This window comes from Citrobacter sp. (assembly GCF_050252275.1).
Lineage (GTDB): Bacteria > Pseudomonadota > Gammaproteobacteria > Enterobacterales > Enterobacteriaceae > Citrobacter_A > Citrobacter_A amalonaticus.
Genome location: NZ_JBFWLF010000022.1, coordinates 1 through 25579, shown reverse-complemented (window position 1 = coordinate 25579; position 25579 = coordinate 1). Strand labels below are relative to the sequence as shown.

The window sequence follows — 25579 nt, the reverse complement described above, 5'->3', positions numbered from 1 at the left end:
GCTAACCGTAAACCAGGCCGGATTAAGCGCCTCTGGCAGTGGTGGCGTCGCCCCAGTCGCCTGGCGCTGGGTACGCTGCTGTTAATCGGGTTCGTCGGCGGGATTATTTTCTGGGGTGGATTTAACACCGGGATGGAAAAGGCCAACACCGAAGAGTTCTGCATTAGCTGCCACGAAATGCGCAATACCGTGTATCAGGAATACATGGAAACCGTACACTACAACAACCGTAGCGGTGTGCGTGCGACCTGTCCTGACTGCCACGTACCACACGAGTTTGTGCCGAAAATGATCCGTAAGATCAAGGCCAGTAAAGAACTGTACGCAAAAGCGTTGGGACTGATTGATACCCCGCAGAAGTTCGAAGCGCATCGTCTGACGATGGCACAGAATGAATGGCGAAGAATGAAAGATAACAATTCTCAGGAGTGTCGTAACTGTCACAACTTTGACTTCATGGACTTAACGGCCCAGAAGAGTGTCGCCGCAAAAATGCACGATCAGGCGGTGAAAGATGGGCAAACCTGTATTGACTGCCATAAGGGGATTGCGCATAAGCTCCCCGATATGCGCGACGTCAAACCGGGCTTCTGACGGGATGGTAATGAGTGGGTAGTATGCTTGAAGCCAGAAAGCTCCTCTGCGAGCGGGATGACCGGGTCCTGTTTAGCGATTTGTCGTTCCAGGTGAGCGCAGGGGAGTGGATACAGGTCACTGGCGGCAACGGCGCGGGGAAAACCACCCTGTTGCGGTTGCTGACAGGGCTCTCTCGTCCTGACGCCGGGGAGGTGTACTGGCAAGCGCAACCGCTACATCGTGTGCGGGACAGCTACCATCAAAATTTGTTGTGGATTGGCCATCAGCCGGGGATCAAAACCCGGCTGACGGCGTTGGAGAACCTGCGTTTTTTCCATCAGGACGGCGATATCGCGAAATGTCTCGCGGCGCTGGCGCAGGCCGGCCTTGCCGGTTACGAAGATATCCCTGTTAACCAGCTTTCTGCCGGACAGCAGCGCCGGGTGGCGTTAGCGCGTCTCTGGCTGACCCGCGCCACGCTCTGGATCCTCGACGAACCCTTTACCGCCATTGATGTGAACGGCGTTGAACGCCTGACGCAGCGGATGGCGCAGCATACCGATGAAGGTGGGATCGTTATCCTCACCACCCACCAGCCAATGAACGTTGCTACAGACCGCATTCGCCGGATTGCGCTGACTCACGAGAGGGCAGGGCAATGATGTGGCGTATCTTCCGCCTCGAACTGCGCGTTGCCTTTCGCCATAGCGCGGAAATTGCCAACCCGCTGTGGTTCTTCCTGATTGTTATTACGCTGTTCCCGCTGAGCATTGGGCCGGAACCACAGCTGCTGGCGCGAATTGCGCCGGGGATAATTTGGGTTGCTGCGCTGCTGGCCTCGCTGCTGGCGCTGGAGCGACTGTTTCGCGATGACCTGCAGGACGGCAGCCTTGAGCAACTGATGCTGCTGCCAATCCCATTACCGATGGTGGTGCTGGCAAAAGTGATGGCCCACTGGATGGTCACCGGTCTGCCGCTGTTGATCCTTTCTCCTCTGGTGGCATTGCTGCTGGGGATGGACCTCTACGGCTGGAAAATTATGGCGCTGACTTTACTGCTGGGGACCCCGACGCTGAGCTTTCTCGGCGCACCGGGGGTGGGGTTAACTGTCGGGTTAAAGCGCGGCGGTGTATTGCTGAGCGTACTGGTACTGCCGTTGACCATTCCCTTGTTGATTTTTGCGACTGCCGCGATGGATGCGGCATCCATGCATCTTCCAGTGGATGGATACATGGCGATTTTGGGCGCGTTACTGGCAGGTAGCGCGACGTTAAGTCCTTTTGCAACGGCGGCGGCGTTACGCATTAGTTTGCAGTAATGAGTTGCCTGATGGCGCTGCGCTTTTCAGGCCGACAAGAGCCGGGTTTTTAGGTCGGATAAGGCATCAGCCGCTATCCGGCATGACGGTAACTTTATTCGTTTGAGTCTGGTGACTGAACTATGTGGAAAACACTTCATCAACTGGCTATGCCCCCACGGCTGTATCAGCTTTGTGGCTATTTTGTGCCGTGGCTGGCCGTCGCCTGCGTCCTGGTTCTGGCGACGGGCTGGATCTGGGGATTCGGTTTTGCGCCAGCGGATTACCAGCAGGGGCAGAGCTACCGCATTATTTATCTGCACGTTCCGGCGGCGATCTGGTCAATGGGGATTTATGCCTCGATGGCGGTAGCCGCGTTTATCGGTCTGGTCTGGCAGATGAAGATGGCGAACCTGGCGCTGGCTGCAATGGCGCCGATTGGCGCGGTGTTTACGTTTATTGCGCTGGTCACCGGCTCGGCCTGGGGTAAACCGATGTGGGGTACCTGGTGGGTGTGGGATGCGCGGCTGACGTCGGAACTGGTGCTGCTGTTTCTCTACGTCGGCACAATTGCTCTGTGGCACGCCTTTGATGACCGTAAGATGGCGGGGCGCGCGGCGGGGATCCTGGTGCTGATTGGCGTGGTGAACCTGCCGATCATTCACTATTCGGTGGAGTGGTGGAACACGCTGCATCAGGGCTCGACCCGTATGCAACAAAGCATCGATCCGGCCATGCGCACGCCGCTGCGGCTGGCGATTATCGGCTATCTGCTGCTGTTTATCACGCTGTCGCTGATGCGGATGCGTAACCTGATTCTGATAATGGAAAAACGTCGCCCGTGGGTGAGTGAACTGATCTTAAAAAGAGGCCGCCAATGACCACTGCATTTGCATCCTGGAGTGATTTTTTTGCGATGGGCGGCTACGCCTTTTACGTCTGGCTGGCTGTGGCGCTGCTCGTCATCCCGCTGGCAGTGCTGGTCATTCCTAACGTGACGCAGCATCGAGCAATTTTGCGTGATGTCTCCCGTCAGCGGGCGAGTGAAGCCCGCCTGCGTGCAGCGCAGACACAACGGGAGGCGGCGTGAATATTCGACGTAAGAACCGTTTATGGATTGCCTGCGGCGTGCTTGTCGGGTTAGCGCTGACGATTACGCTGGTGCTGTATGCGCTGCGCGCCAACATCGACCTGTTCTACACGCCAGGCGAGATTCTCTACGGCAAGCGCGAAACACAGCAAATGCCGGAAGTGGGCCAGCGGCTGCGAGTAGGTGGTATGGTTATGCCCGGCAGCGTCAAGCGCGACCCCAACTCGCTGAAGGTGAATTTCAGCATCTATGATGCCGAAGGCGTGGTGGATGTGACCTATGAAGGCATTCTGCCGGACCTGTTCCGTGAAGGGCAAGGCGTGGTAGTGCAGGGGGAACTCGGCGAGAAAAACCATATTCAGGCGAAAGAAGTCCTCGCCAAGCACGATGAAAACTACACGCCGCCGGAAGTTGAAAAAGCGATGCAGGATAACCACCGCCGTCCGGAGAGCGTCTATAAGGATAAAACATCATGATGCCTGAAACTGGCAATGCGCTGTTATGCCTGGCACTGGGCGTTGCGTTGTTACTCTCAGTCTATCCGCTGTGGGGCGTGGCGCGAGGCGACGCGCGGATGATGGCGTCGGCAAGACCGTTTTCCTGGCTGTTGTTTATCCTCGTGATGGGCGCCTTTCTGGTGCTGGTCAACGCCTTTGTAGTGAATGATTTCACCGTCGTTTACGTCGCCAGTAACTCCAACACGCAGCTGCCGGTCTGGTACCGCGTCGCCGCCACCTGGGGGGCGCATGAAGGCTCGCTGCTGCTGTGGGTGTTGCTGATGAGCGGCTGGACCTTTGCCGTCGCGCTGTTTTCCCAGCGGATGCCGTTGGATATCGTCGCCCGCGTACTTGCGGTGATGGGGATGGTTAGCGTCGGTTTTCTGTTGTTCATCCTGTTTACCTCCAACCCGTTCACCCGCACGCTGCCGAATTTCCCGATAGAAGGGCGCGATCTCAACCCGTTGTTGCAGGATCCTGGGCTTATCTTCCATCCGCCGCTGCTATATATGGGCTATGTTGGTTTCTCGGTCGCCTTCGCGTTCGCTATCGCGGCGCTAATGAGCGGTCGCCTGGACAGCACTTTCGCCCGTTTTTCCCGTCCATGGACGCTGGCCGCGTGGGTTTTCCTGACGCTGGGGATTGTGCTGGGTTCAGCATGGGCGTATTACGAACTGGGCTGGGGCGGCTGGTGGTTCTGGGATCCGGTGGAAAACGCCTCGTTTATGCCATGGCTGGTGGGAACCGCACTGATGCACTCGCTGGCGGTCACTGAACAGCGCAGCAGTTTCAAGGCGTGGACGCTGCTGCTCTCTATCTGCGCGTTTTCGCTCTGTCTGTTGGGGACGTTCCTCGTGCGTTCGGGCGTGCTGGTGTCGGTGCATGCATTTGCTTCCGACCCGTCTCGCGGGATGTTCATTCTGGCCTTCATGGTGCTGGTCATCGGCGGCTCGCTGCTGCTGTTTGCCACGCGAGGACATAAGGTCCGCTCCCGGGTCAATAACGCCCTCTGGTCGCGTGAATCGCTGCTGCTCGGTAACAACGTGCTGCTGATTGCCGCCATGCTGGTCGTGCTGCTCGGCACGCTGCTGCCGCTGGTGCATAAGCAACTCGGTCTGGGCAGTATCTCTATTGGCGAACCGTTTTTTAATACCATGTTTACCTGGCTGATGGCGCCGTTTGCCCTGCTGTTGGGCATTGGCCCGCTGGTCCGCTGGGGACGCGATCGACCGCGTAAACTGCAACGACTGCTGGTTATCGCGCTGGTCAGCACCCTGGTACTCTCTCTGTTGCTGCCGTGGCTGTTTGAGAACAAGATTGTCGCCATGACCGTAGTCGGGCTGGCAATGGCCTGCTGGGTGTTTGTGCTGGCGATGGCGGAGCTTGCGCTGCGAATTTCACGTGGCGCGAAAATGACGCTGAGCTACTGGGGAATGGTGGCCGGGCACGTCGGCCTGGCGGTGACAATTGTCGGCATCGCCTTCAGCCAGAACTACAGCGTCGAGCGCGATGTTCGCATGAAAGCCGGTGACAGCGTCGATATTCATGAATATCGCTTCACCTTCCGTGAAGTGAATGATATCACCGGACCAAACTATCGCGGTGGTGTGGCGATTATCAGCGTGACCCGTGATGGCAAGGCAGAAGCAACGTTGCACGCTGAAAAACGGTTCTACAACAGCACCAGTTCGATGATGACGGAAGCGGCGATTGATGGTGGCATCACCCGCGATCTGTACGCCGCGCTCGGTGAAGAGCTGGATAACGGCGCGTGGGCTGTTCGTCTGTACTACAAACCGTTTATTCGCTGGATCTGGGCGGGTGGGATATTGATGGCGCTGGGGGGGCTGTTATGCCTGTTTGACCCGCGTTATCGCAAACGCGTACAACCGCAGAAATCGGCGTCGGAGGCGGTATGAAGCGCAACGTACTTTTGATTCCCTTTGTGATTTTTCTCGTGATTGCCGCAGCGCTGCTGTGGCAACTGGCGCGTAACGCAGAAGGCGATACGCCGACGAATCTGGAGTCGGCGCTGATTGGTAAACCGGTACCGACTTTCCGGCTTGAGTCGCTGGAGAACCCCGGTAAGCATTATGAGGCAGACGTGCTGACTCAGGGTAAACCGGTCTTACTCAACGTCTGGGCAACGTGGTGTCCGACCTGCCGCGCTGAGCATCAGTACCTGAACCAGCTGTCGGCACAGGGGATTCGCGTAGTGGGGCTGAATTATAAAGACGATCGCCAGAAGGCCATCGTCTGGCTGAAAGAGTTGGGTAATCCTTACGCGCTGAGCCTGTTTGACGGCGACGGTATGCTGGGCCTGGATCTTGGAGTCTATGGCGCGCCGGAAACCTTCCTGATCGACGGTAAAGGCATTATTCGCTATCGCCATGCCGGGGATTTGAACGCCCGCGTCTGGGAGAGTGAAATCAAGCCGCTGTGGGAGAAATACAGTAAGGAGGCCGGGCAATGAGACTTTTGCTGAGTGTGCTGATGCTGCTGTTTTCTGCTAACGCGCTGGCCACCATTGATGTGATGCAGTTTAAGGATGAGACCCAGGAGCAACAATTCCGCCAGTTGACTGAACAACTGCGCTGTCCAAAATGCCAGAACAACAGCATCGCGGATTCCAATTCGATGATTGCGACCGACCTGCGGCAGAAAGTCTATGAGCTGATGCAGGAAGGGAAAAGTCAGAAAGAGATCGTCGACTATATGGTGGCGCGCTACGGTAACTTCGTCACCTATGATCCGCCGCTGACACCACTGACTGTCCTGCTGTGGGTGCTTCCCGTGGCGGCAATTGGCGCAGGTGGCTGGGTTATCGTTGCCCGTTCGCGTCGGCGGGTACGCCTGAAGCAGGAGGTGTTCCCGGATGAGATATCGTTACCGGAGGGTAAACGAGCCGGGCTGGCGGTTTATCTGACGGGGATAGTGATTGCCGTCATCGTGGGGGCCGTCAGTTATTACCAGACCGGGAGCTATAAGCAGGTGGAAATCTGGCAACTGGCGACGGCACAAAGTCCGGCACTGCTGGAACGCGCGCTGGATCCAAAAGCGCAGCCGCTGGATGAGGAAGAGATGACGCGTCTGGCGCTGGGGCTACGTACTCGTCTGCAAAGTGATGCGACGAACGTAGAAGGCTGGATCATGCTGGGGCGGATCGGAATGGTGCTTGGCAATGCCAGTACCGCTACCGAAGCGTATGCCAACGCCTATCGACTCGATCCGAAGAACAGCGATGCTGCGCTGGGCTATGCCGAGGCGCTGACCCGTTCTTCCGATCCTGATGATAACCGTCGTGGAGGGGAGCTGCTGCGAGAACTGGTGCGTAGCGATCACGCCAATGTGCGGGTTCTGAGCATGTATGCCTTCAACGCCTTTGAGCAGGAGCGTTTTGGCGAGGCGGTTGCCGCCTGGGAGATGATGTTGAAGATGCTGCCAGCGAATGATACGCGTCGTGCGGTGATTGAGCGCAGTATCGCGCAGGCGATGCAGCACTTATCGCCAAAGAGCGAGTAACCACCCGGCCAGATGGCGAGGCACAGGCCCGATAAGCGTAGCGCCATCGGGCATTTGCTGGGCTATTGCATACCGCGGGTTTGTAAAAACAAGATGGTCGCGGCAACGCGTGAGCGTACGTTGAGCTTGCGCAGCAGGTTGCGAATATGCACTTTTACAGTTTGTTCGGAAATATTGAGGACCGAGGCAATCTGCTTGTTAGACAGCCCCTGTGCCAGCTCGTGCAACACATCCAGCTCTCGCTCGGTCAGCATGCTGAACGGATCGTCCTCTTCACCAAACATTTCGCGCTCGCGCAGATAATCACTGACGCGTTCACTGAAAACTTTGCCGCCATTAGCACCTGTGCGAATGGCATCCAGCAGAACTTCCGGATCGCTGTCTTTCAGCAGGTAGCCATCTGCGCCGGCGTCAATCAGGGCGTAGATGTCGTTGGCCGAATCCGAAACGGTGAGAATGATGATCTGCGCCGTGATCCCATCGCGGCGCAGGGCGTTCAACGTATCCAGACCGCTCAGTCCTTTCATATTCAGATCAAGCAGGATTAAATCCAGATCGAGACGGTTTGCCAGATCAATCGCCGTTGCACCATCGCCCGCTTCGGCAACCACCTCAAATGTCGGATCCAGTTCCAGTAATTGACGGATACCACGACGCATAAGAGGGTGGTCATCTACCACCAGCACCTGAAAAGGCGTTGCTTCAGGCATAGTTATCTCCCGAGATTTTATTAGAATCATTATTGTTATTCGATTGCGAATCGTCCAGATTCACCGCATCGATAAGAGGGAGAAATATTACCCCAGATTACGCATGGGTAAGAAGTAAAACCTGTCGGGAAAAGAGGGAGAGCCTCTCATCGTGATGAGAGGCTTTTTTATTCAGGGCAGCAGCGCGACGTGAGTCACTTCTGCTTTAGGTATGGCGCTGAAATACCAGTATTCATCGTTAATTTTCGCGGCGGTAAAGCGCGTAAGCGAGCGCGACGTATCGGACGATTCGGTCTTCACCTGCACGGTACCGGTTAATGGATGCTTGCTCACCAGCATTAAATCACCGCGGTGATTGAACCAGGCCACGGTATTGTCATCGATGGCTTGCTGCTTACCGTTGACGAGTACGGAGTAGTCGAAGTTAACTTTTTTCTTCGCCACATTCCCTGCGGCAAAATAACGGCCATAGACCTGCGGATCGTGAAAGAAACCGAAATGCCCTCCGCTGTTTTGCATTTTCAGGAAGTGGAAGTCAGGCACCGTAAAGTCCTTGTGACCCTGGCTGAGTTGGCGCTTAACGATATTCACACGAACAACATCCTGCTCATAAACGCGCGTATAAGCGGCATACATTAACGCGTATGACCAGATGAATACCGCAGCCATCAGGCCCGTAACGACATAGACTCCTTTCATGACACGTGGTCCGGCTACCGTGACGACTTCCCGCGCAAGGAACGAGAGGGCAAGCAGGAAAAATAAAAAAGTCGACAGCATGACGCGGTCAGGATACGACGGGGAGGCCACCATAATTAAAGAGGTTCCCAGCCCCACCAACAGCATTAAGCCGACCATGTTGAGATTCGCACTTTTAATGCGATGGCCTTGTCGTTTGGCCACGATCAGAAGCATTGCCAGTAAGACCAGTACGACATAAGAAATCCAGACCAGCGCCAGGTGGTTAAAGAAGCGCTCGCTCAGATGAATTGTGATTCTTTCAACGATCGATTTATCATACCAGACGGTATGAGCGCCCTGAGCGCGAATAAAATTGCCTGGTGAGAAAATCAAAATACTGGCGCCCACCAGTGCGGATAAAAAATACGCGACCTTATTCGCAAAGACGCGTTTCGCTTGCCAGTAATCGTACACGATAGCCAGAAGGGCAAGACCCACGACAAATGGCGCGACGCTTTCATTGGAACAGCCCGCCAACAGCCCGAGCAACAGCATACCCATGTGTGTACGCTCTTCACGCTGAAGCTGTATGCGGTACAGGTTCCAGAGCCATGCGGCGACGAACAGATTCGTCCACAGGTAGTTCGCGCTGCCGACTATCCAGAAAACCGTTTGTCCGATATTCGGGTTAGCGACCCAAAAGGTCAGAAAAATAAGGGTAAAGATCAGCGCGTCATGTTTTTTCCATTTCAGCGTGCCCGTCGGCGTTTTCACAATGAAATAGCAGAACGCGACGACGACAAGGCCGGTCATGGTTGAGATAAATCCACGAGATCCGGTGGCGAGTAAAAGCGAGCTGACAAAATCAGCCACTATGCGCCCGCTCCAGGTCAGGTAGTGATGCAGGTGCGCATCAAATGAGATGCCAAGCAGGGCATAACGGTAATCATCGGAGTGAATAGGGGTGAACCACTCCAGGATAAATACTGCAAAAAAGGCAATTAAAAGAATGCTTTTATTAACATGCTTTAACATCAGTTATCCTTGTCTGAATCGTGGTCCACAGTTTTACGTTTTTTCAGAATGTATCGAGGCCGCTGCTTGGTTTCGACATAGATTCGTCCGATATACTCACCCAGCACGCCAATGCCAATAAGCTGTACGCCTCCCAGAAACAGGATTGACACAATCAAGGAAGAATAGCCACGCACGGGATTTCCCCACAGAAGCGTATCTATCACCATTCCCGCACCGTAGGTGAAAGAAAGCAGGGCAACCGCCAGACCAATGTAGGTCCAGATACGCAGAGGGAAGGTAGAAAAAGAGGTGATCCCTTCCAGTGCAAGGTTCCACAGTTTCCAGCCGTTGAATTTACTTTTCCCGGCACAGCGAGTGGCGCGCGCGTAGAGGACGATGTCAGTTTTGCCGCCAACCCAGGATAAAATCCCTTTCATGAACAGATTTCGTTCTGGCATTTGTTTAATGTTGTCCACCACTTCACGACTCATCAGCCGAAAATCGCCGACGTTTTCTTCGATATACGGCGTGCTGATTTTATTGTGTAGCTTATAAAACCACTCGGCGGATTTTCGCTTCAGGCGGCTATCGACGGAGCGATCGGAACGTTTAGCCAGCACGATGTCCGCCCCATCCTGCCATTTTTGAATCAAGTGCGGCAGGACTTCGACAGGATCCTGGAGATCGACATCCATCGGAATGACGGCATCGCCACTGGCATTGTCGAGCCCGGCGAGCAGTGCCGGTTCTTTACCAAAATTTCGCGTAAACGAGAGCGGAACAACGAGTGGGTCGGCGACGGCGAGGGCATTGATGATGGATTCCGTTGCGTCGGTGCTACCATCGTTGATGAACACAATTTCGACATCATGTTCTTTCAGTGCGTCGTATTCACGCACCGTCTTGTAAAAGAGGCCAATGGTTTCTTCTTCGTTGAAGACAGGAACGACCAGTGAAATTTTCATCGTGCGTCCTTGAATACAATGAATCTGGAATAAATAAAGCCACAAATGAGACTAATGGCGGAGAACGCGACCAGCGTCACCAGCGGTGGGAAACCGCACTGTTCGGCCCCCCAACCCGTCAGGATACTGAGCAGGCCCATAAAGCCGACATACAGCAGATAGCGACGCGTTGTGGTCGATTGCTTAAAGGTAAACCGGGCGTTGGCGTAAAAAGAAAAACTGACCGCCACACTGAAGCCCAGGAAATTCGCCAGCGCCTGATGGGTATGAAAGGCGTAGATGCAGATAGCAAAAACTATCCAGTGAATCAATGTGTTGATCACGCCTACGGAGGTGTACTTGATGAAGTGATGCCACATAAGCAATAAGATCGGCTGTGCAAAACCGGAAGTGTAACATTATTTCCGTCCATAACTCGAATCGAATTCCATTTCGGTGGACGGCAATAATAAAAAAACCAGCCGTAAAAGGCTGGTTTTTCTGGGGAATTTTGGTCGGCACGAGAGGATTTGAACCTCCGACCCCCGACACCCCATGACGGTGCGCTACCAGGCTGCGCTACGTGCCGACTCGTGGGAGCTAATACTACCGCTTTCCGTACCGAATGCAAGGGGACATCCAGCTAACTGATTAATAATAAATCAGTTAGCGATAAAACGCTTCTCGTCTGTCAGCACCTGTAATAACAGACTCAACTGTGGCTTCTGATCTTTAATCTTCTCGCCGCGTAAATCGTATGTCTGGTACTTGCCGTTGTTGTTCAGCACCAGCGTCATTTCCGGCGTGGTGATTGCCAGCGTACTGAGATCGGCCGCCGTTACCCAGTAGTGACGACGATTGGCATTGAACAGATCCTGCCCCTGCGAATATTCATTAGCCGGCGTGCTGACGTGAAGCAGACGCTGCATCAACGTGGTCATGACGTCTGTGTGATCGGTCAGGCTGTTGATCCGCTGCGCGGGAGTTCCCGGCCAATGAATAATGAGCGGAACCTGCAGGTGACCGCGCGACCAGGCGAAGTTTTTCTCTTCATCGCTCAACGCGACGCCGCGCCCGGCGGTGATTATCACCACCGTGTTATCCAGTTTACCGGACTCACGCAGCGCGCCGAGCACACGGTTGATCTGCTTATCAACATCTCCCGCCGCGCGAGCGTAGCGGCGAACGAAGTTAGACTGGTTGCTGTCGTCAACGTTGGTGCCGTTAAACGAAACCCACGAGAACCAGCGGTTGTCTTCCTGCGCGTAACGCCCCAGCCAGTTGATCCACTGGCTGGCGGTCTGTTCGTCAGACTGCGTCTGTACGCTTGGCATCGAGAAATCAGACAGTAACGCCTGGCGGTAGAGCGGGCTGGTAAAGCCGTCGGAAGAGAACAGTCCCAACTGATAGCCTTGCTGATTCAGAGCCGAAATCAGCGCAGCCGGCGTTCGGGTGGACAGAATACCGTCCATATAGCTCGGTGACACGCCGTAAAACAGGCCAAAAATACCGTTATCAGTGGTGTTGCCGGAACTCATGTGGCGCGTGAAGGCAGTGTTTTGCCCGGCAAATTCGGCAAGTGCCGGCATCTGCTTTTCATAGCGCGAATAGTTCAGGCCATCGACCGTGATCAGCAGGACGTTTTGCCCGGTTCCCATATCGCGATAGCGTAATTCGCTCAGTGGATACTGCACGGACACCGCTTCCGGATTCCCCTGTTCGACCAGACGGCGCTGATACTCCTGCGCATCCAGCAGGCCATGTTTTTCCAGAAACCGGCGCGCGGTCATCGGATAGGAGAGCGGCAGGTTGGCGCGCTGCATGGTGATCGGACGATAGAAATTGGCATCCGCCCAGATATAGACCACATGTGAAGCAATAAATGACACAAAGAAGAAGGCGGCCAGCGGCTTGGCGAAGTGACGACGACGCGTCAGGCTGCGCAGTTTTTGCCAGCTCCAGGTCGCAAACAGCATTTCAATCAATAAGATAACCGGCACACTGATAAACATCAGCTGCCAGTCGCGCGCCATTTCATTTTGGTCGGGGTTAATCACCAGTTCCCAGACGATGGGATTAAGATGCAGGTGGAAACGGGTAAACACTTCGCTGTCGATCAGCAGAAGCGTCATTCCGGCCGTCGCCAGAATGGCTGACAGGAAACGCATCAGCCTCTGGGACATCACAATGAACGTCAGCGGGAACAGAATCAGCAGATAGGTGGCAAACACCAGAAAGCTGAAATGGCCGACGATACTCAGATAAGAGTAAACGCGACCGGCCAGCGTTGTCGGCCAGTCGGCGACAAACAGGTAACGGCTGCCGAGCACGATAGCCAGCAGAATGTTGAACAGTGCAAACCAGTGCCCCCAACTAACCATCTGGGAGACTTTTTCACGGTAGCGCTGACGATGAGTTACCATAACGTGTCGTTCGTTTCCCCGAAATCGGCTTTTAGTGCGCTTTGTCGTCGTTAACCGAGGACTGCAATGCGCGGGCAAAAGAGTTCGCAATCGCCTGGCGCTGAGCCGGGGCAATGCTGGTATTAATAAGGTTGGTGACCATGTTTCCCAGCACCATCAGGGAAAGATCAGTCGGTGCCTTATGTTTTTCCAGTACGTTGAGCATCTCGGTGAGCAGTTGTTCAACGTGTTCGTCACTATAGCGGGAGATTTGTGGCATAAATCGACATCAGTTTATTCATGAAAGGGCAACATATTACCGTAGCAACAGTTTTTTTTCCGCTTTTTTATCCTCAATAATTCGCGTTACCGTGCGACAGGCAAAACGGCGCTGCATCTTCTGTTGCGTCGCCTCGCCGGTGGTGGTTGAATACCGCCCGGTCTTTAAGGAGAGTTTATCATGAGTCTGGATATCAACCAGATTGCCCTGCACCAGCTTATCAAGCGTGATGAGCAAAACCTTGAGCTGGTCCTGCGCGATTCATTACTGGAACCGACAAACACCGTTGTCGATATGATGGCTGAACTGCATCGGGTCTATAGCGCGAAAAACAAAGCGTATGGTCTGTTCAGCGAAGAGAGCGAACTGGCGCAAGCGCTGCGCTTACAGCGCCAGGGTGAGGAAGATTTTCTCGCCTTTAGCCGTGCGGCGACCGGACGTTTACGTGACGAGCTCGCCAAATACCCGTTTGCTGACGGCGGCATTGTGCTGTTCTGTCATTATCGCTATCTGGCGGTAGAGTATTTACTGGTGGCGGTGCTGAACAACTTAAGCAGCATGCGCGTCAATGAGAATCTGGATATCAACCCGACGCACTATCTGGATATCAACCATGCGGATATCGTCGCGCGTATCGATCTGACCGAGTGGGAAACCAATCCGGAATCCACCCGCTATCTGACCTTCCTGAAGGGGCGGGTAGGGCGAAAAGTGGCTGACTTCTTTATGGATTTCCTCGGAGCCAGCGAAGGTCTCAACGCCAAGGCGCAAAACCGTGGACTGCTGCAGGCGGTCGATGACTTCACCGCTGAAGCGCAACTGGATAAAGCTGAGCGCCAGAACGTGCGCCAGCAGGTGTACAGCTACTGCAACGAGCAGCTTCAGGCCGGTGAAGAAATTGAGCTGGAGTCGCTGTCAAAAGAACTTTCTGGCGTCAGTGAAGTGAGTTTTAGCGAGTTTACGGCAGAGAAGGGCTATGAGCTGGAAGAGAGCTTCCCGGCCGATCGCAGCACGCTGCGCCAACTGACCAAATATGCCGGCAGCGGCGGTGGGTTAACCATTAACTTTGACGCGATGCTGCTGGGCGAGCGTATTTTCTGGGATCCGGCAACGGATACGTTGACCATTAAAGGCACGCCGCCGAACCTGCGCGATCAGCTTCAGCGTCGTACGTCTGGCGGTAATTAAAAGCCATAAAAAAACCCCGCCGGAGCGGGGTTTTCTTCAACTTGTTGGCGATTACGCGCGAACGAAGTCGATGTGAGTCAGCTTCGGCTTGAACGCGTGACGCTGTACAGCCTGAGCTTTAACTTTTACTTCTTTACCGTCAACAACGATGGTCAGAACGTCGCTATAGAAACCTTCTTTAGCTTGCATGTTCATGATGGAATCGTGGTCCAGTTCGATAGCAATCGGGGCTTCTTTGCCACCGTAGATGATTGCCGGGAACTTGTTAGCGGCACGCAGGCGGCGGCTCGCACCCTTACCCTGCTCTTTACGTACTTCAGCGTTGATAGTAAACATTTAAATCTCTCTTTAATAATTCCTGCTACAGGCGACCCAGCAACAGGTAAGTGATCTGCTTTGCGTATGCAAAAGCGGGCGAGATTCTATCCTCAAACGCCCGTTACATCAATCAAAAGTACGATTAACCGCGTAATTCATGTGCCCGACGGAAACGCCCCTCGTAATCGAACACCTTTTCCCGTACCTGCCAGTACTGGCCTTTCATCCGCGCCACCACAAAGTCGGGATGGCGTAACAAGGGTTGTTGCGCGAGGATATCCGCCGCGGTGATCCAGCGTAGCGGCACACCTGGCGTGCGGGTATGCGGGCGGATAAACAGTTGTTCAAATGCCGTACGTTGGGCCGGGGTTTGCAGGCGAAAGCGCTCGCTAACGTCCGCGCCATCTTCGTCATAGTAGGTGATTTTCAGCCATTCGCCTTTCTCGTCATGGCCGTGTTGCAACGTCATGCCGCTACAGCGGAGCACCAGCGCGTCTTTCAGTTTCAGCGCTGCTTTCAGCATGTCGTCGGGATCGACAAGGATCGTATCGCATTCCCGACAGCGGCGAGCGGCAATGTCGTTTTCGGCGTTGCACTGCGGGCAATTTTTAAAGCGGAAGCGAAAATCGCACTGCTCGCGATGCCCTTCATCATCTTCAAACCAACCCTGACAGCGGCGGCCAAAATGTTCGATCAGCGTACCGTCAGCGGTGGTTTTGCCCCAGAAGGTATTTGCAAAACCGCAGGCCGGGCAGAAGACCTGGACCGGCACGTTATCACTTTTGCCTTTCGGACTCCCCACCTCCGGAGAATAGAGATCGTGCGGATTACCGGCGTAATCCAGAATCAAACAGTCCGTTTTTCCCGGTGCGAGACGCAGGCCGCGACCCACAATTTGTTGGTACAGACTGACTGACTCGGTAGGGCGCAGAATGGCAATGAGATCGACGTGCGGGGCATCGAAGCCCGTGGTTAAGACGGAGACGTTGACCAGATAACGAAAACGCTGAGCCTTAAACGCGTCTATCAGCTCATCACGTTCAGGACCCGGCGTGTCGCCGGTAATCAACGCGGAATCCGCTTTCGGCAGCAGTCCGGCAATCTCTTTGGCATGCTCGACGGTGGCGGCAAAAATCATCACCCCTTTGCGGGTCTGGGCGAATTCAATAATCTGGCTGATGATATGCGGTGTGATACGCTGCTGCTTTTTCAGCTCACGGTTCAGGTCGGCTTCGCTAAACAGACCGTTGCTTTGCGCCTGCAGGCGGCTGAAATCGTACTGCACCACCGGCATGTCGAGGCGTTCCGGCGGCGTAAGATAGCCGTGCTTAATCATGTAGCGCAGCGGCAGTTCGTAAATGCAGTCGCGAAACAGCGCCTTGTCGTCGCCGCGCACCATACCGTGGTAGTGAAAATGATAGATCCAGCCTTTGCCCAGACGAAAAGGGGTGGCGGTCAGCCCCAGCAGGCGAATGTGGGGATTGGCGTTGCTCAGATGGGTGAGTATCTGCTGATACTGGCTCTCTTCGTCATCGCCGATACGATGGCATTCATCAACAATCAGCAGCGAAAACTCGCTCTGGAAGGCGTCAAGATTGCGAGCCACGGACTGAACGCTGCCGAACACCACTTTACCGTGGCTCTCTTTACGTTTAAGTCCGGCGGCAAAAATATCGGCTTCCAGCCCCAGTGCGCAGTATTTGGCATGGTTTTGCGCCACCAGCTCTTTCACATGCGCCAGAACCAGCACGCGGCCTCTGGCGACGCGCGCCAGTTCAGCAATCACCAGGCTTTTACCGGCGCCAGTGGGCAGAACAATCACCGCAGGCGTGCGATGGCGACGGAAATGGTTGAGCGTGGCATCCACGGCTTCTTGCTGGTAGGGGCGAAGTGTAAAAATCATGGTCTCACAATACGTAACGAACTCGGGTATAGTATGCCACGAATCGTTTTCCCTTGAGGGATGTTGTTAGCCCGCTATACTGGGCAGATAACGGCTCCCCTTTTCGGGCGACGCGCCCGACTCCCGTATTTTTACAGGCAAAATCACACTCATGCGACTTGATAAATTTATCGCTCAGCAACTCGGCGTCAGCCGTGCTATTGCCGGGCGTGAAATCCGCGGTAGCCGTGTTACCGTGGATGGTGAAATCATCCGGAATACTGCGTTCAAACTGCTGCCAGAACACGACGTAGCATATGACGGCAACACGCTGGTTCAGCAAAACGGCCCACGTTACTTTATGCTTAATAAACCCCAGGGCTATGTGTGTTCGACGGATGACCCGGATCATCCGACGATCCTGTATTTCCTGGATGAGCCGGTCGCGCATAAATTACACGCTGCGGGTCGCCTGGATATCGACACCACCGGTCTGGTGCTGATGACCGACGACGGGCAGTGGTCGCACCGCATCACCTCTCCGCGTCACCACTGCGAGAAAACGTATCTGGTCACGCTGGAGTCGCCCGTCGCCGAAGATACCGCCGTGCAGTTTGCGAAAGGCGTGCAGTTACATAATGAAAAAGATCTCACGAAGCCCGCTGTGCTTGAGGTCATCACCCCGACGCAGGTGCGACTGACCATCAGCGAAGGGCGCTATCATCAGGTGAAACGGATGTTTGCCGCTGTGGGCAACCACGTGGTCGAACTGCACCGCGAGCGGATCGGCGCGATAACTCTCGATGCTGACCTTGAACCCGGTGAGTATCGTCCTCTGACCGAAGAAGAAATTGCCAGCGTTGGCATGACGTCCAGCTAAATTCAGGAGTTTTTTGTGACCACCCGGCAGCACTCGTCCTTTGCCATTATTTTTATTCTCGGTCTGCTGGCGATGTTAATGCCGCTGTCGATCGATATGTACCTTCCGGCGCTACCGGTGATCTCCGAGCAGTTTGGCGTACCGGCGGGCAGCGCACAGATGACGCTTAGCACCTATATTCTGGGCTTCGCAGTCGGGCAGTTACTGTATGGGCCGATGGCGGATAGCCTTGGGCGAAAACCGGTGATCCTCGGTGGCACGCTGGTGTTCGCTGCCGCCGCCGTAGCCTGTGCGCTGGCGCAGACCATCGATCAGCTGATTGTGATGCGATTCTTCCACGGTCTGGCGGCAGCCGCTGCCAGCGTGGTGATCAATGCGCTGATGCGCGATATGTATCCTAAAGAAGAGTTCTCCCGCATGATGTCGTTCGTCATGCTGGTGACCACGATTGCACCGCTGATGGCACCAATCATCGGCGGCTGGGTGCTGGTGTGGTTGAGCTGGCACTCTATCTTCTGGATCCTGGCGATCGCCGCGGTTCTGGCCTCTGTCATGATCGCAACGCTCATTAAAGAGACGTTACCGGTTGAAAAGCGCCAGCCGTTCCATATCCGCACGACAATAGGTAACTTTGCCTCGCTGTTTCGCCATAAGCGGGTGCTGAGCTATATGCTGGCAAGCGGCTTTAGCTTTGCCGGGATGTTCTCTTTTCTCAGCGCCGGGCCGTTCGTGTATATCGAAATCAACCACGTATCGCCGCAGGATTTTGGCTACTACTTCGCGCTAAACATCGTCTTTTTATTCATTATGACGATTTTTAACAGTCGCTTTGTACGCCGGATCGGTGCGCTGAACATGTTCCGTACCGGATTGTGGATCCAACTGGCGATGGCGGTGTGGATGGTGCTGAGTGCGCTGTTTGGCATCGGTTTCTGGGCGCTGGTGCTGGGGGTAGCAGTCTTTGTCGGTTGCGTGTCGATGATCTCTTCCAATGCGATGGCGGTGATCCTCGATGAGTTCCCACACATGGCGGGAACGGCCTCATCGCTGGCGGGCACTTTCCGCTTTGGCATTGGCGCGCTTGTTGGCGCATTACTTTCTCTGGCAACGTTTAACTCAGCCTGGACGATGATTTGGTCTATTGCTTTCTGTGCAAGCTGTTCAATTTTGTTCTATCTCTCTGCGAGCCGCCCGAAAAAACGGTGATCAAATACACAATATGGAAGCCGTTCGGCTTCCTTTGTTGATGTATGTCAACGACAATCCTATCATTCCCCCGATATATGTTTATTTTATGTAAAATCAATTTATGTAAAAAGTCACATCATTGTAGTTAAAAAGGTTGAGTTAGATCGCAGAAACGGGTACATATAGCCCGCGCTCCTGTCCCGACTGGAAATCTCTATTTTAATAAAGGCCATACCCAACATACTGGCCACGCGGGAGAAGGATTGCCACGTTATGCATCCGTTTAAGGACGGATTGTCAATGATGTGTTAATATGGATGTAAATAAATTGTGAAGTGATTGTGCTTCCGGGGAAAGAAAGTGACAACATTACAGCTCTCAATCGTTCATCGCTTACCACAGAACTATCGTTGGTCAGCGGGTTTCGCAGGTTCGAAAGTTGAACCGATTCCGCAAAATGGTCAAAGCGTTGAAAACAGTCTGGTGGCGCTTAAACTGCTGAGTCCGGATGGCGATAGCGCCTGGCCGGTGATGCATAAACTCAGTCAGGCGCTCAGCGATATCGAAGTGCCATGTTCCGTACTGGAATGTGAAGGCGAACCGTGTCTGTTTGTGAATCGCCAGGACGAATTTGCCGCGACCTGTCGTCTGAAAAACTTTGGCGTGGCCATTGCCGAACCGTTTTCTAACAACAATCCATTTTGAGCGTCAGCTTAGCGTGAGAAGTTGACGCGTATACGCCTGTTGCGGTGCGCTAAAGACGCGCTCGCATTGCCCCTGCTCAATAACCTCTCCCTGTCTCAGCACAATCACCTGATGGCATAGCGCACGTACCACGTGCAGATCGTGACTTATGAAGATATAGGCCAGGCGATGCTTTTGCTGTAGCGATTTCAACAGCGCGAGAATTTGCGCCTGCACGGTCCGGTCGAGAGATGATGTCGGTTCATCAAGAACAATCAATGACGGCTTCAGGATCAGCGCTCTGGCTATCGCAATCCGCTGGCGTTGACCGCCGGAAAACTCCGCGGGATAGCGGTGACGCGTGTCGGCATCCAGTCCCACTTCCGCCATCACCGCCATGACCTGCTGCTCGCGCTGTTCGGCTGAGAGCGATGGTTGATGAACGCGCAGTCCCTCTTCAATGATTTGTAACACGCTCAGACGCGGATTCAGCGAGGAGTTGGGATCCTGGAAGACCACCTGAATACGATGACGTACGGGCAACAACTGTCGGCGGTTAAGATGTTGTAACTGTTGGCCGTCAAATTCTATGCTGCCCTGAGAGGTGATAAGCCGCAGGAGCGCCAGCCCGGTGGTACTTTTCCCTGACCCTGACTCACCAACCAGCCCCAGCGTTTCACCCGGTTGCAGACTGAAACTGATGCCTTTCACCACCTCATTGTTTGCCACCACGCGCTTGAGAATCCCTTTGCGAATGGGGAAGGCGACGCGCAAATCCTCGACCTTTAGCAGAGGTGAATGTCCGGCTGGTAGCGGTACGGGGTCGCCTGTCGGCTCGCTGTTGAGCAATTTCTGCGTATAGGGATGCGTGGGCGCGTGGAGAAGGGGAGCGGCCCGGTTTTGCTCAACGCATTGCCCGTTTTGCATCACCGCTATGCTGTCGGCGAGCTTCCTGACAATACTGAGATTATGGGTGATAAACAGCATCCCCATGTTCAGCTCGCGCTGGAGTTCGCGCAACAGTTGCAGGATCTGCGCCTGTACCGAGACATCCAGCGCGGTAGTCGGCTCGTCGGCGATGAGTAATTCGGGTCGCGTTAACAGCGCCATCGCAATCATCACCCGCTGACGCTCGCCGCCGGAAAGCTGGTGCGGATAATCGCCCAGCCGGGTTGCAGCCTGCCGAATACCGACCCGATCGAGGCAGCTTATTATCTCTGCGCGTGCCGCCTCCCGGCGCATACCGCGGTGCAGGGAAAGGACTTCATAGAGCTGTTTTTCGAGGTTATGGAGCGGGTTCAGCGACACCATCGGCTCCTGAAAAATCATGGCGATCTTGTTGCCGCGCACGCCGCGTAGCGTCTGCTCGCTGGCGTGGAGTAATGACTCGCCGTGAAAACGGATATCGCCGCTAAGATATACGGCGGGCGGCGTGGGCAACAGGCGCAGAATCGACAGTGCGGTAACACTCTTGCCGGAACCGGATTCACCGACCAGCGCCAGCGTTTCGCCGGCCTCCACGCGCAACGACACCTCGTTAACTACCGTACGAACCGTTTCCTGCTTACGAAATCCCAGCGTCAGATTGTCTATATCGAGCAAAGGTTGCGTCATGTTACACCGCCTTGTTGGGATCGAATGCGTCACGGACGGCCTCGCCAATAAAGATCAGAAGCGAGAGGAGAATGGCGACCGACAAAAACGCAGTAATACCCAGCCACGGCGCCTGCAGGTTGTTTTTGCCTTGCAGGAGTAACTCACCGAGCGAAGGAGAACCTAACGGTAAACCAAAGCCAAGAAAATCGAGCGACGTCAGCGTGGTGATGGAACTGCATAAAATGAACGGTAAGAAGGTCAGGGTGGCAACCATCGTGTTGGGCAGCATATGGCGAAAGATAATACTGCGGTCGTTGACGCCGAGCGCCTGGGCGGCCCGGATATAGTCGAAGTTTCGCGTGCGTAAGAACTCCGCACGCACCACGCCGACCAGACTCATCCAGCCAAACAGCACGGTAATCGCCAGCAGCCACCAGAAGTTGGGTTGCACGACGCTGGAGAGCAAAATAATCAGGAACAGCGTCGGCATACCCGACCAGACCTCGATAAATCGTTGGCCCCATAAATCCACTTTACCACCGTAATAGCCCTGTAGCGCCCCGGCCAGTACACCCATGACGCTTGAACACAAGGTCAGCATCAGGCCGAAAAGAATGGAGATCCGCGTGCCGTAAAGCACTCGCGCCAGCACGTCGCCGCCGTTGGCATCGGTACCCAGCCAGTTCTGCGCCGAAGGGGGCGAGGGGAAGGGTTTGTCAGTCGCAAAGTTGATGCTGTTCGCCCCAAAGCGCACCGGAGCCCAGAGGACCCACCCGCGGCTTTCCAGTTGTTGCTTCAGCCACGGGTCCTGGTAATCCGCCCTTGTTGCCAGCGGCCCGCCAAAATCGCTCTCACTGTAGTTCTTGACCAGTGGGAAATACCAGCTTCCGTCGTAGCGCACTAACAGCGGTTTATCGTTAGCAATCAATTCAGAACACAGACTCAAACCAAACAGGACGAGAAAAATCCACAGCGACCAGAAGCCACGACGATGATGGCGAAAACGCGCCCAGCGGGCCTGATTGACGGGGCTTAAATGGGCCATTAACGTCCCTCAAAATCAATGCGCGGATCGACCAGCGTATAGCTGATATCACTGAGAATATTCAGCAGCAGGCCGATCAAGGTGAAGATGTACAGCGTGCCAAACATCACCGGGTAGTCGCGTGACACCGTTGCCTCATAACCCAACAGACCCAGACCGTTGAGGGAAAACATCACTTCGATCAGCAGCGAACCGGTAAAAAACATGCTGATGAAGGTGGCCGGAAAACCGGCGATCACCAGCAGCATGGCGTTGCGAAAAACGTGCTTCCACAGAATATTCCCTTCACTGACCCCTTTGGCGCGGGCAGTGACGACATACTGCTTACGCACTTCATCGAGAAAGGAATTTTTAGTCAGCATCGTTAATGCGGCAAACCCGCCAATGACTGTCGCCAGAACAGGTAAGGTGATGTGCCACAGATAGTCGGTTACCTTCTGATACCAGGGCAGCGTGTCGAAATTCGCCGAGACCAGACCACGCAGCGGGAAGAGGTCGTAATAGCTGCCGCCGGCAAAGAAGACAATCAGCAGTATGGCGAACAGAAACGCCGGGATAGCGTAGCCGATGATAATAAACGCGCTGCTCCAGACGTCAAACCGGCTGCCGTTATGCACGGCCTTGCGGATCCCCAACGGAATCGACACCAGATAGATGATGAGCGTACTCCACAGCCCCAGGGTGATCGACACCGGCAGGCTCTCTTTGATGAGCGTCAGTACCGAGGCGCTACGAAACAGGCTGTCGCCGAAATCGAAGCGGATATAGTTCCACAGCATGGTGAAATAGCGCTCGTGCAGTGGCTTATCGAAACCGTAGCGTTGGGTGATTTCGGCAATCACTTCTGGATCAAGGCCGCGTCCCCCGCGATAGTTGCTGTCGCTGATATTACCCACCCCGGTTCGGGCATGACTGGCGCGAACGCCTTCGCTCCCGGCGCCGGGCAGCGCGCTCGTTTGACCAAATTCGATGGCGGCAATCGCCTGATCGACCGGGCCGCCGGGGGCAATTTGCACGATAAAAAAGTTGATGGTGATGATTGCCCAGAGCGTCGGGATAACCAGCAACAAACGACGAATCAGGTACGCGCCCATTTATTCACCCTGCCGTCTGGCGGCAGGTAACTTCGCTGCCCGGTTTACGTCATACCACCAGTTATCCAGGCCAATGGTATAAATTGGACGAATGCCTGGACGGGAAAATTTATCCCACCAGGCCAGTCGATCTTCCGCCATGTACCACATCGGCAACATGTAGTAATTCCAGGTCAGCACGCGGTCCAGCGCACGCCCGAGCGGCAGCAGTTTGTTTTTATCACCCTGTGCGGCGATGATTTGGGCGATCAGTTTGTCGACCACCGGACTTTTCACACCTGGAGAATTATAACTTGAGTCGATATACTCGGACGCCCAGGAGATTTGCAGATCGGAACTGGGCCACGGCATCGCCCGCCACAGGGTCGGCATCATGTCGTAGTCCCGGCTGCGCAGGCGGTTGGTGAGCTGCGAGTTATCCACCTGACGAATGGTCATCGTAATCCCCAGACGCTGGAGATTATGCTGGAAGGGCAGGACCCACTGGCTGTTGCTGGCGGCGGAAATGAGCAGTTCAAAGCTCAACGGTTTACCCGTCGCAGTGTTGATCCGCTGCTGACCTTTCAGTTCCCAGCCAGCCTCTTTCAGTAATTTATCCGCTTTTAGCAGATTTTCCCGATCGTAACCGTCGCCTTTGGACACGGGAGGCTGATAAATCTGGCTAAAGACTTCCGGCGGCAGATCCTTTTTCATTGGCGCAAGCAGCACCAGTTCAGCCGCATCGGGGTAGTTTCTGGCCGCATACTCGGTGTTCTGGAAATAGCTGTTTGCCCGGCTCCAGGCGTTGTAGAACAGCGCTTTATTCATCCATTCAAAATCAAACGCCAGCGTAACGGCTTCACGGACGCGTCGATCATTGAAAACGGGGCGCTGAATGTTGAACGCCAGCCAGCGCGTATCCTGCGCTGATTCATTTTTCTGCTCATCTTTGATGATGTACTGATTATCAAAGTTTTTGCCAACATAGCGCGTCGCCCAGTTTTTGGCGTCGCTCTCCAGACGCAAATCAAACGCGCCGGCCTTAAAGGCCTCAAAGGCTACGTTGTCGTCGAGATAATAGTCATAACGAATGACATCGAAGTTCCAACGGCCACGATTGACCGGCAGATTGGCCGCCCAGTAATCCTTCACGCGCGTATAGACAATATATTGCCCCATCTTCCACTGACTAATGCGATAAGGACCACTACCCAGCGGCGGTCTGGACAACGGGTCGCTGAGCTTATGATCTTTCCAGTACGCTTGTGGCATTACGGGTAATGAGAACAGACTGAGCATATCCTCTTTACCCGGCTTCGCGAGCTCCATGCGTACGGTGAGTGGGGCAATGGCTTTAACCGCTGTGCCTTTGTAGACCAGACGAAACTGTGGCACGCCTTCAGTCATAAATTTGTTGAAGGTGAAGGCGACATCTTTGGCCATGACGGGCGAGCCATCATGAAAACGAGCGCGGGGGTTGATCGTGATTTCCACCCACGAATAATCCTCTGCATAGCGTGCGCTCTCGGCGATCAGCGGATAATAGCTGCCGGGCTCGTCATCAGAGGTGGTAAACAGGGTGTCGTAAAGCTGTTCGGTCCGGGCACCGGGGTTACCTCGCAGGGCGTAGCGGTTGAAGTTGTCGAAGGTGCCGAGCGCGGAAAGGGTGATCTGACCGCCTTTGGGGGCGGCGGGATTGGCGTAATCAAAATGATCAAAGTTGAACGCGTATTTAGGCTCTCCCAGTACCGCGAAGGCATAACTCTCTTTGATTGCCTGCGCCTGGACACTCGCGCTTATCAACATGACAAACAGCAGCAATATGCGAACGATTATCTGCAAAAGGATTCCTTGTCTTGCTTACCTGCCCGCGCAGGTCATTCTGATGCCTGAATAATAGGGCAGGTGGCGTCTGTTGTGAATCCACGCGTTGGGACTTTACCATTTCAGCGCGTGTGGCTGTGAAACCCAATCAACAAATTCGTCGAGCGGCAGCGGGCGGCTAATCCAGTAGCCCTGAAGGAAGCGAACCCCGCGTTCATGCAGCCATTTTGCCTGCTCAGGCGTTTCCACCCCTTCGGCTACCGTCATCATATCGAGGCGTTTAGCGAGCGTCAGCACCGCATCCAGCACCGGCGAAGTGACGGTTTCTGTTCCAATGGCGTTAATAAAACCGCGATCGATTTTCAGATAATCCAGGGTGTAGCGTTCCAGATAAATCAGCGCACTGTGGCCGGTACCGAAGTCGTCTATTGCAATTTCGAAGCCCGCGGCGTGCAGCCACTCAAATAACTGTGACGCTTCATGTTGCTTGAGCATGTCGCGTTCAGTAATTTCCAGCACGATCTGGAAGTGGTTGGGCGGCATCGCGGCGACTAACTGCCGAACGTCATCTTTAAAACTGCTGCTGTGCAGGTGATCAGGCGCAATATTGATACCGTACTTCGCGCCGACCGGGAGGACTTTTTGCAGCGTAGGGGCGTCCCGCGCCACCAGCTTAAACAGATGCTGGGTCAGCGGCACTATCATGTGCTGGGCCTCAGCGTAATGAATAAACGCATCAGGTGGGATTTCTCCTGCCGTTGGGTGTCTCCAGCGCAGCAACACTTCCAGCCCGGTGACCTTCAGCGACTGCGTATCCACGACAGGCTGATAGACGACGTAGAACTGATCGCGTTTGATCCCGGTGAGGATCTCTTTTCCGGGCCG

At 54.6% G+C, this 25579-nt stretch carries 26 protein-coding genes, 1 tRNA gene and 1 pseudogene; 13 read left to right on the top strand and 15 right to left on the bottom strand.

The annotated features are described in order from the left end of the window. The 9 genes from napC to AB7E14_RS03390 all read left to right on the top strand — a co-directional run. On the top strand, positions 1 to 594 hold a 594-nt coding region (gene napC, locus AB7E14_RS03430; RefSeq protein WP_428169325.1), incomplete at its 5' end, for a cytochrome c-type protein NapC. 23 nt (positions 595 to 617) lie between these two features. Next, complete coding sequence (gene ccmA / locus AB7E14_RS03425) at positions 618 to 1238, top strand: cytochrome c biogenesis heme-transporting ATPase CcmA (protein ID WP_316962494.1); 621 nt, start codon at positions 618 to 620, stop codon at positions 1236 to 1238. Next, positions 1235 to 1894 (top strand): heme exporter protein CcmB, encoded by a 660-nt coding sequence (gene ccmB, locus AB7E14_RS03420; RefSeq protein ID WP_043000084.1) that lies wholly within the window; start codon positions 1235 to 1237, stop codon positions 1892 to 1894. The genes ccmA and ccmB overlap by 4 nt, the downstream gene beginning before the upstream one ends. A gap of 122 nt (positions 1895 to 2016) precedes the next feature. Further along, positions 2017 to 2754, top strand: a complete 738-nt coding sequence (locus AB7E14_RS03415; protein WP_316962495.1) for a heme ABC transporter permease — start codon at positions 2017 to 2019, stop codon at positions 2752 to 2754. Continuing rightward, positions 2751 to 2963 carry a heme exporter protein CcmD gene (gene ccmD, locus AB7E14_RS03410; protein WP_428169324.1) on the top strand — a complete coding sequence of 71 codons (213 nt, stop codon included), beginning with the start codon at positions 2751 to 2753 and terminating at the stop codon, positions 2961 to 2963. The genes AB7E14_RS03415 and ccmD overlap by 4 nt, the downstream gene beginning before the upstream one ends. After that, entirely contained in the window at positions 2960 to 3439 is a 480-nt protein-coding gene (gene ccmE / locus AB7E14_RS03405; RefSeq protein ID WP_043000087.1) for a cytochrome c maturation protein CcmE, read from the top strand. Before ccmD ends, ccmE begins: the two co-directional genes overlap by 4 nt. Next, entirely contained in the window at positions 3436 to 5379 is a 1944-nt protein-coding gene (locus AB7E14_RS03400; protein WP_316962496.1) for a heme lyase CcmF/NrfE family subunit, read from the top strand. Before ccmE ends, AB7E14_RS03400 begins: the two co-directional genes overlap by 4 nt. Next, on the top strand, positions 5376 to 5933 hold the full coding sequence (dsbE, locus tag AB7E14_RS03395) for a thiol:disulfide interchange protein DsbE (RefSeq protein ID WP_043000089.1): 558 nt from the start codon (positions 5376 to 5378) through the stop codon (positions 5931 to 5933). Before AB7E14_RS03400 ends, dsbE begins: the two co-directional genes overlap by 4 nt. Continuing rightward, a complete protein-coding gene (locus AB7E14_RS03390; RefSeq protein ID WP_316962497.1) occupies positions 5930 to 6982 on the top strand; it encodes a cytochrome c-type biogenesis protein CcmH in 1053 nt (350 codons plus the stop codon). The genes dsbE and AB7E14_RS03390 overlap by 4 nt, the downstream gene beginning before the upstream one ends. Positions 6983 to 7044: 62 nt before the next feature. Here the strand turns inward: AB7E14_RS03390 and narP are convergent, their stop codons facing one another. From narP to AB7E14_RS03350, 8 genes and pseudogenes are all read right to left on the bottom strand, one after another. Beyond that, positions 7045 to 7692 (bottom strand): nitrate/nitrite response regulator protein NarP, encoded by a 648-nt coding sequence (narP, locus tag AB7E14_RS03385; protein WP_043000091.1) that lies wholly within the window; start codon positions 7690 to 7692, stop codon positions 7045 to 7047. A gap of 171 nt (positions 7693 to 7863) precedes the next feature. Then, complete coding sequence (locus AB7E14_RS03380; protein ID WP_316962499.1) at positions 7864 to 9408, bottom strand: DUF6056 family protein; 1545 nt, start codon at positions 9406 to 9408, stop codon at positions 7864 to 7866. Then, on the bottom strand, positions 9408 to 10355 hold the full coding sequence (locus AB7E14_RS03375) for a glycosyltransferase family 2 protein (protein WP_316962500.1): 948 nt from the start codon (positions 10353 to 10355) through the stop codon (positions 9408 to 9410). The genes AB7E14_RS03380 and AB7E14_RS03375 overlap by 1 nt, the downstream gene beginning before the upstream one ends. Beyond that, complete coding sequence (locus AB7E14_RS03370) at positions 10352 to 10714, bottom strand: GtrA family protein (RefSeq protein ID WP_044326632.1); 363 nt, start codon at positions 10712 to 10714, stop codon at positions 10352 to 10354. Before AB7E14_RS03370 ends, AB7E14_RS03375 begins: the two co-directional genes overlap by 4 nt. A gap of 83 nt (positions 10715 to 10797) precedes the next feature. Continuing rightward, positions 10798 to 10891 (bottom strand): annotated as a pseudogene (locus AB7E14_RS03365) (hypothetical protein); the annotation flags it as partial. After that, positions 10847 to 10923, bottom strand: a tRNA-Pro gene (locus AB7E14_RS03360). The pseudogene AB7E14_RS03365 and the gene AB7E14_RS03360, both read right to left, overlap by 45 nt. A gap of 73 nt (positions 10924 to 10996) precedes the next feature. Continuing rightward, on the bottom strand, positions 10997 to 12757 hold the full coding sequence (gene yejM / locus AB7E14_RS03355; RefSeq protein WP_316962501.1) for an LPS biosynthesis-modulating metalloenzyme YejM: 1761 nt from the start codon (positions 12755 to 12757) through the stop codon (positions 10997 to 10999). Positions 12758 to 12788: 31 nt separating this feature from the next. Then, positions 12789 to 13016, bottom strand: a complete 228-nt coding sequence (locus tag AB7E14_RS03350; RefSeq protein WP_042317936.1) for a YejL family protein — start codon at positions 13014 to 13016, stop codon at positions 12789 to 12791. Between the two features lie 180 nt (positions 13017 to 13196). On the opposite strand from AB7E14_RS03350, the gene yejK reads away from it, so the two are divergent. After that, the gene (gene yejK, locus AB7E14_RS03345; protein WP_044268661.1) at positions 13197 to 14204 is read left to right on the top strand and encodes a nucleoid-associated protein YejK; all 1008 of its coding nucleotides are present in this window, start codon (positions 13197 to 13199) and stop codon (positions 14202 to 14204) included. Positions 14205 to 14255: 51 nt separating this feature from the next. On the opposite strand, the gene rplY is transcribed toward yejK, so the two are convergent. Continuing rightward, positions 14256 to 14540, bottom strand: a complete 285-nt coding sequence (gene rplY / locus AB7E14_RS03340; protein ID WP_043000095.1) for a 50S ribosomal protein L25 — start codon at positions 14538 to 14540, stop codon at positions 14256 to 14258. 124 nt (positions 14541 to 14664) lie between these two features. Then, positions 14665 to 16425: a DEAD/DEAH box helicase gene (locus tag AB7E14_RS03335; RefSeq protein ID WP_058586840.1), complete on the bottom strand. Its 1761-nt coding sequence runs from the start codon at positions 16423 to 16425 to the stop codon at positions 14665 to 14667. 151 nt (positions 16426 to 16576) lie between these two features. Here AB7E14_RS03335 and rsuA point away from each other — a divergent pair, with 151 nt between their 5' ends. The 3 genes from rsuA to AB7E14_RS03320 all read left to right on the top strand — a co-directional run bounded on the left by rsuA (position 16577) and on the right by AB7E14_RS03320 (position 19177). Further along, positions 16577 to 17284: a 16S rRNA pseudouridine(516) synthase RsuA gene (gene rsuA, locus AB7E14_RS03330; RefSeq protein WP_316962502.1), complete on the top strand. Its 708-nt coding sequence runs from the start codon at positions 16577 to 16579 to the stop codon at positions 17282 to 17284. Positions 17285 to 17299: 15 nt separating this feature from the next. Next, complete coding sequence (locus AB7E14_RS03325; RefSeq protein WP_428169323.1) at positions 17300 to 18490, top strand: Bcr/CflA family multidrug efflux MFS transporter; 1191 nt, start codon at positions 17300 to 17302, stop codon at positions 18488 to 18490. 342 nt (positions 18491 to 18832) lie between these two features. After that, positions 18833 to 19177: a YejG family protein gene (locus tag AB7E14_RS03320; RefSeq protein WP_043000099.1), complete on the top strand. Its 345-nt coding sequence runs from the start codon at positions 18833 to 18835 to the stop codon at positions 19175 to 19177. Positions 19178 to 19180: 3 nt separating this feature from the next. Here AB7E14_RS03320 and yejF read toward each other — a convergent pair whose 3' ends face one another. The 5 genes from yejF to AB7E14_RS03295 all read right to left on the bottom strand — a co-directional run. Further along, on the bottom strand, positions 19181 to 20770 hold the full coding sequence (yejF, locus tag AB7E14_RS03315) for a microcin C ABC transporter ATP-binding protein YejF (protein WP_316962503.1): 1590 nt from the start codon (positions 20768 to 20770) through the stop codon (positions 19181 to 19183). Between the two features lies 1 nt (position 20771). Further along, positions 20772 to 21797, bottom strand: coding sequence for an ABC transporter permease (locus AB7E14_RS03310; protein WP_316962504.1), 1026 nt, complete (start codon positions 21795 to 21797; stop codon positions 20772 to 20774). Next, positions 21797 to 22891, bottom strand: coding sequence for a microcin C ABC transporter permease YejB (locus tag AB7E14_RS03305; RefSeq protein ID WP_043000102.1), 1095 nt, complete (start codon positions 22889 to 22891; stop codon positions 21797 to 21799). The genes AB7E14_RS03310 and AB7E14_RS03305 overlap by 1 nt, the downstream gene beginning before the upstream one ends. Beyond that, complete coding sequence (locus tag AB7E14_RS03300) at positions 22892 to 24706, bottom strand: extracellular solute-binding protein (RefSeq protein WP_316962542.1); 1815 nt, start codon at positions 24704 to 24706, stop codon at positions 22892 to 22894. It lies immediately after the preceding gene. Between the two features lie 102 nt (positions 24707 to 24808). Further along, on the bottom strand, positions 24809 to 25579 hold a 771-nt coding region (locus tag AB7E14_RS03295; RefSeq protein WP_428169322.1), incomplete at its 5' end, for a cyclic di-GMP phosphodiesterase.

Bases quoted from the DNA above. Each gene is read 5' to 3' on its own strand.
- rplY (WP_043000095.1), bottom strand. From the start codon at position 14,540: ATGTTTACTATCAACGCTGAAGTACGTAAAGAGCAGGGTAAGGGTGCG.
- ccmA (WP_316962494.1), top strand. From the start codon at position 618: ATGCTTGAAGCCAGAAAGCTCCTCTGCGAGCGGGATGACCGGGTCCTG.
- ccmD (WP_428169324.1), top strand. From the start codon at position 2,751: ATGACCACTGCATTTGCATCCTGGAGTGATTTTTTTGCGATGGGCGGC.
- yejF (WP_316962503.1), bottom strand. From the start codon at position 20,770: ATGACGCAACCTTTGCTCGATATAGACAATCTGACGCTGGGATTTCGT.
- AB7E14_RS03350 (WP_042317936.1), bottom strand. From the start codon at position 13,016: ATGCCACAAATCTCCCGCTATAGTGACGAACACGTTGAACAACTGCTC.
- AB7E14_RS03375 (WP_316962500.1), bottom strand. From the start codon at position 10,355: ATGAAAATTTCACTGGTCGTTCCTGTCTTCAACGAAGAAGAAACCATT.
- AB7E14_RS03380 (WP_316962499.1), bottom strand. From the start codon at position 9,408: ATGTTAAAGCATGTTAATAAAAGCATTCTTTTAATTGCCTTTTTTGCA.
- AB7E14_RS03310 (WP_316962504.1), bottom strand. From the start codon at position 21,797: ATGGCCCATTTAAGCCCCGTCAATCAGGCCCGCTGGGCGCGTTTTCGC.
- AB7E14_RS03400 (WP_316962496.1), top strand. From the start codon at position 3,436: ATGATGCCTGAAACTGGCAATGCGCTGTTATGCCTGGCACTGGGCGTT.
- AB7E14_RS03370 (WP_044326632.1), bottom strand. From the start codon at position 10,714: ATGTGGCATCACTTCATCAAGTACACCTCCGTAGGCGTGATCAACACA.
- yejM (WP_316962501.1), bottom strand. From the start codon at position 12,757: ATGGTAACTCATCGTCAGCGCTACCGTGAAAAAGTCTCCCAGATGGTT.
- AB7E14_RS03305 (WP_043000102.1), bottom strand. From the start codon at position 22,891: ATGGGCGCGTACCTGATTCGTCGTTTGTTGCTGGTTATCCCGACGCTC.
- AB7E14_RS03390 (WP_316962497.1), top strand. From the start codon at position 5,930: ATGAGACTTTTGCTGAGTGTGCTGATGCTGCTGTTTTCTGCTAACGCG.
- rsuA (WP_316962502.1), top strand. From the start codon at position 16,577: ATGCGACTTGATAAATTTATCGCTCAGCAACTCGGCGTCAGCCGTGCT.
- AB7E14_RS03335 (WP_058586840.1), bottom strand. From the start codon at position 16,425: ATGATTTTTACACTTCGCCCCTACCAGCAAGAAGCCGTGGATGCCACG.
- ccmB (WP_043000084.1), top strand. From the start codon at position 1,235: ATGATGTGGCGTATCTTCCGCCTCGAACTGCGCGTTGCCTTTCGCCAT.
- dsbE (WP_043000089.1), top strand. From the start codon at position 5,376: ATGAAGCGCAACGTACTTTTGATTCCCTTTGTGATTTTTCTCGTGATT.
- yejK (WP_044268661.1), top strand. From the start codon at position 13,197: ATGAGTCTGGATATCAACCAGATTGCCCTGCACCAGCTTATCAAGCGT.
- AB7E14_RS03415 (WP_316962495.1), top strand. From the start codon at position 2,017: ATGTGGAAAACACTTCATCAACTGGCTATGCCCCCACGGCTGTATCAG.
- narP (WP_043000091.1), bottom strand. From the start codon at position 7,692: ATGCCTGAAGCAACGCCTTTTCAGGTGCTGGTGGTAGATGACCACCCT.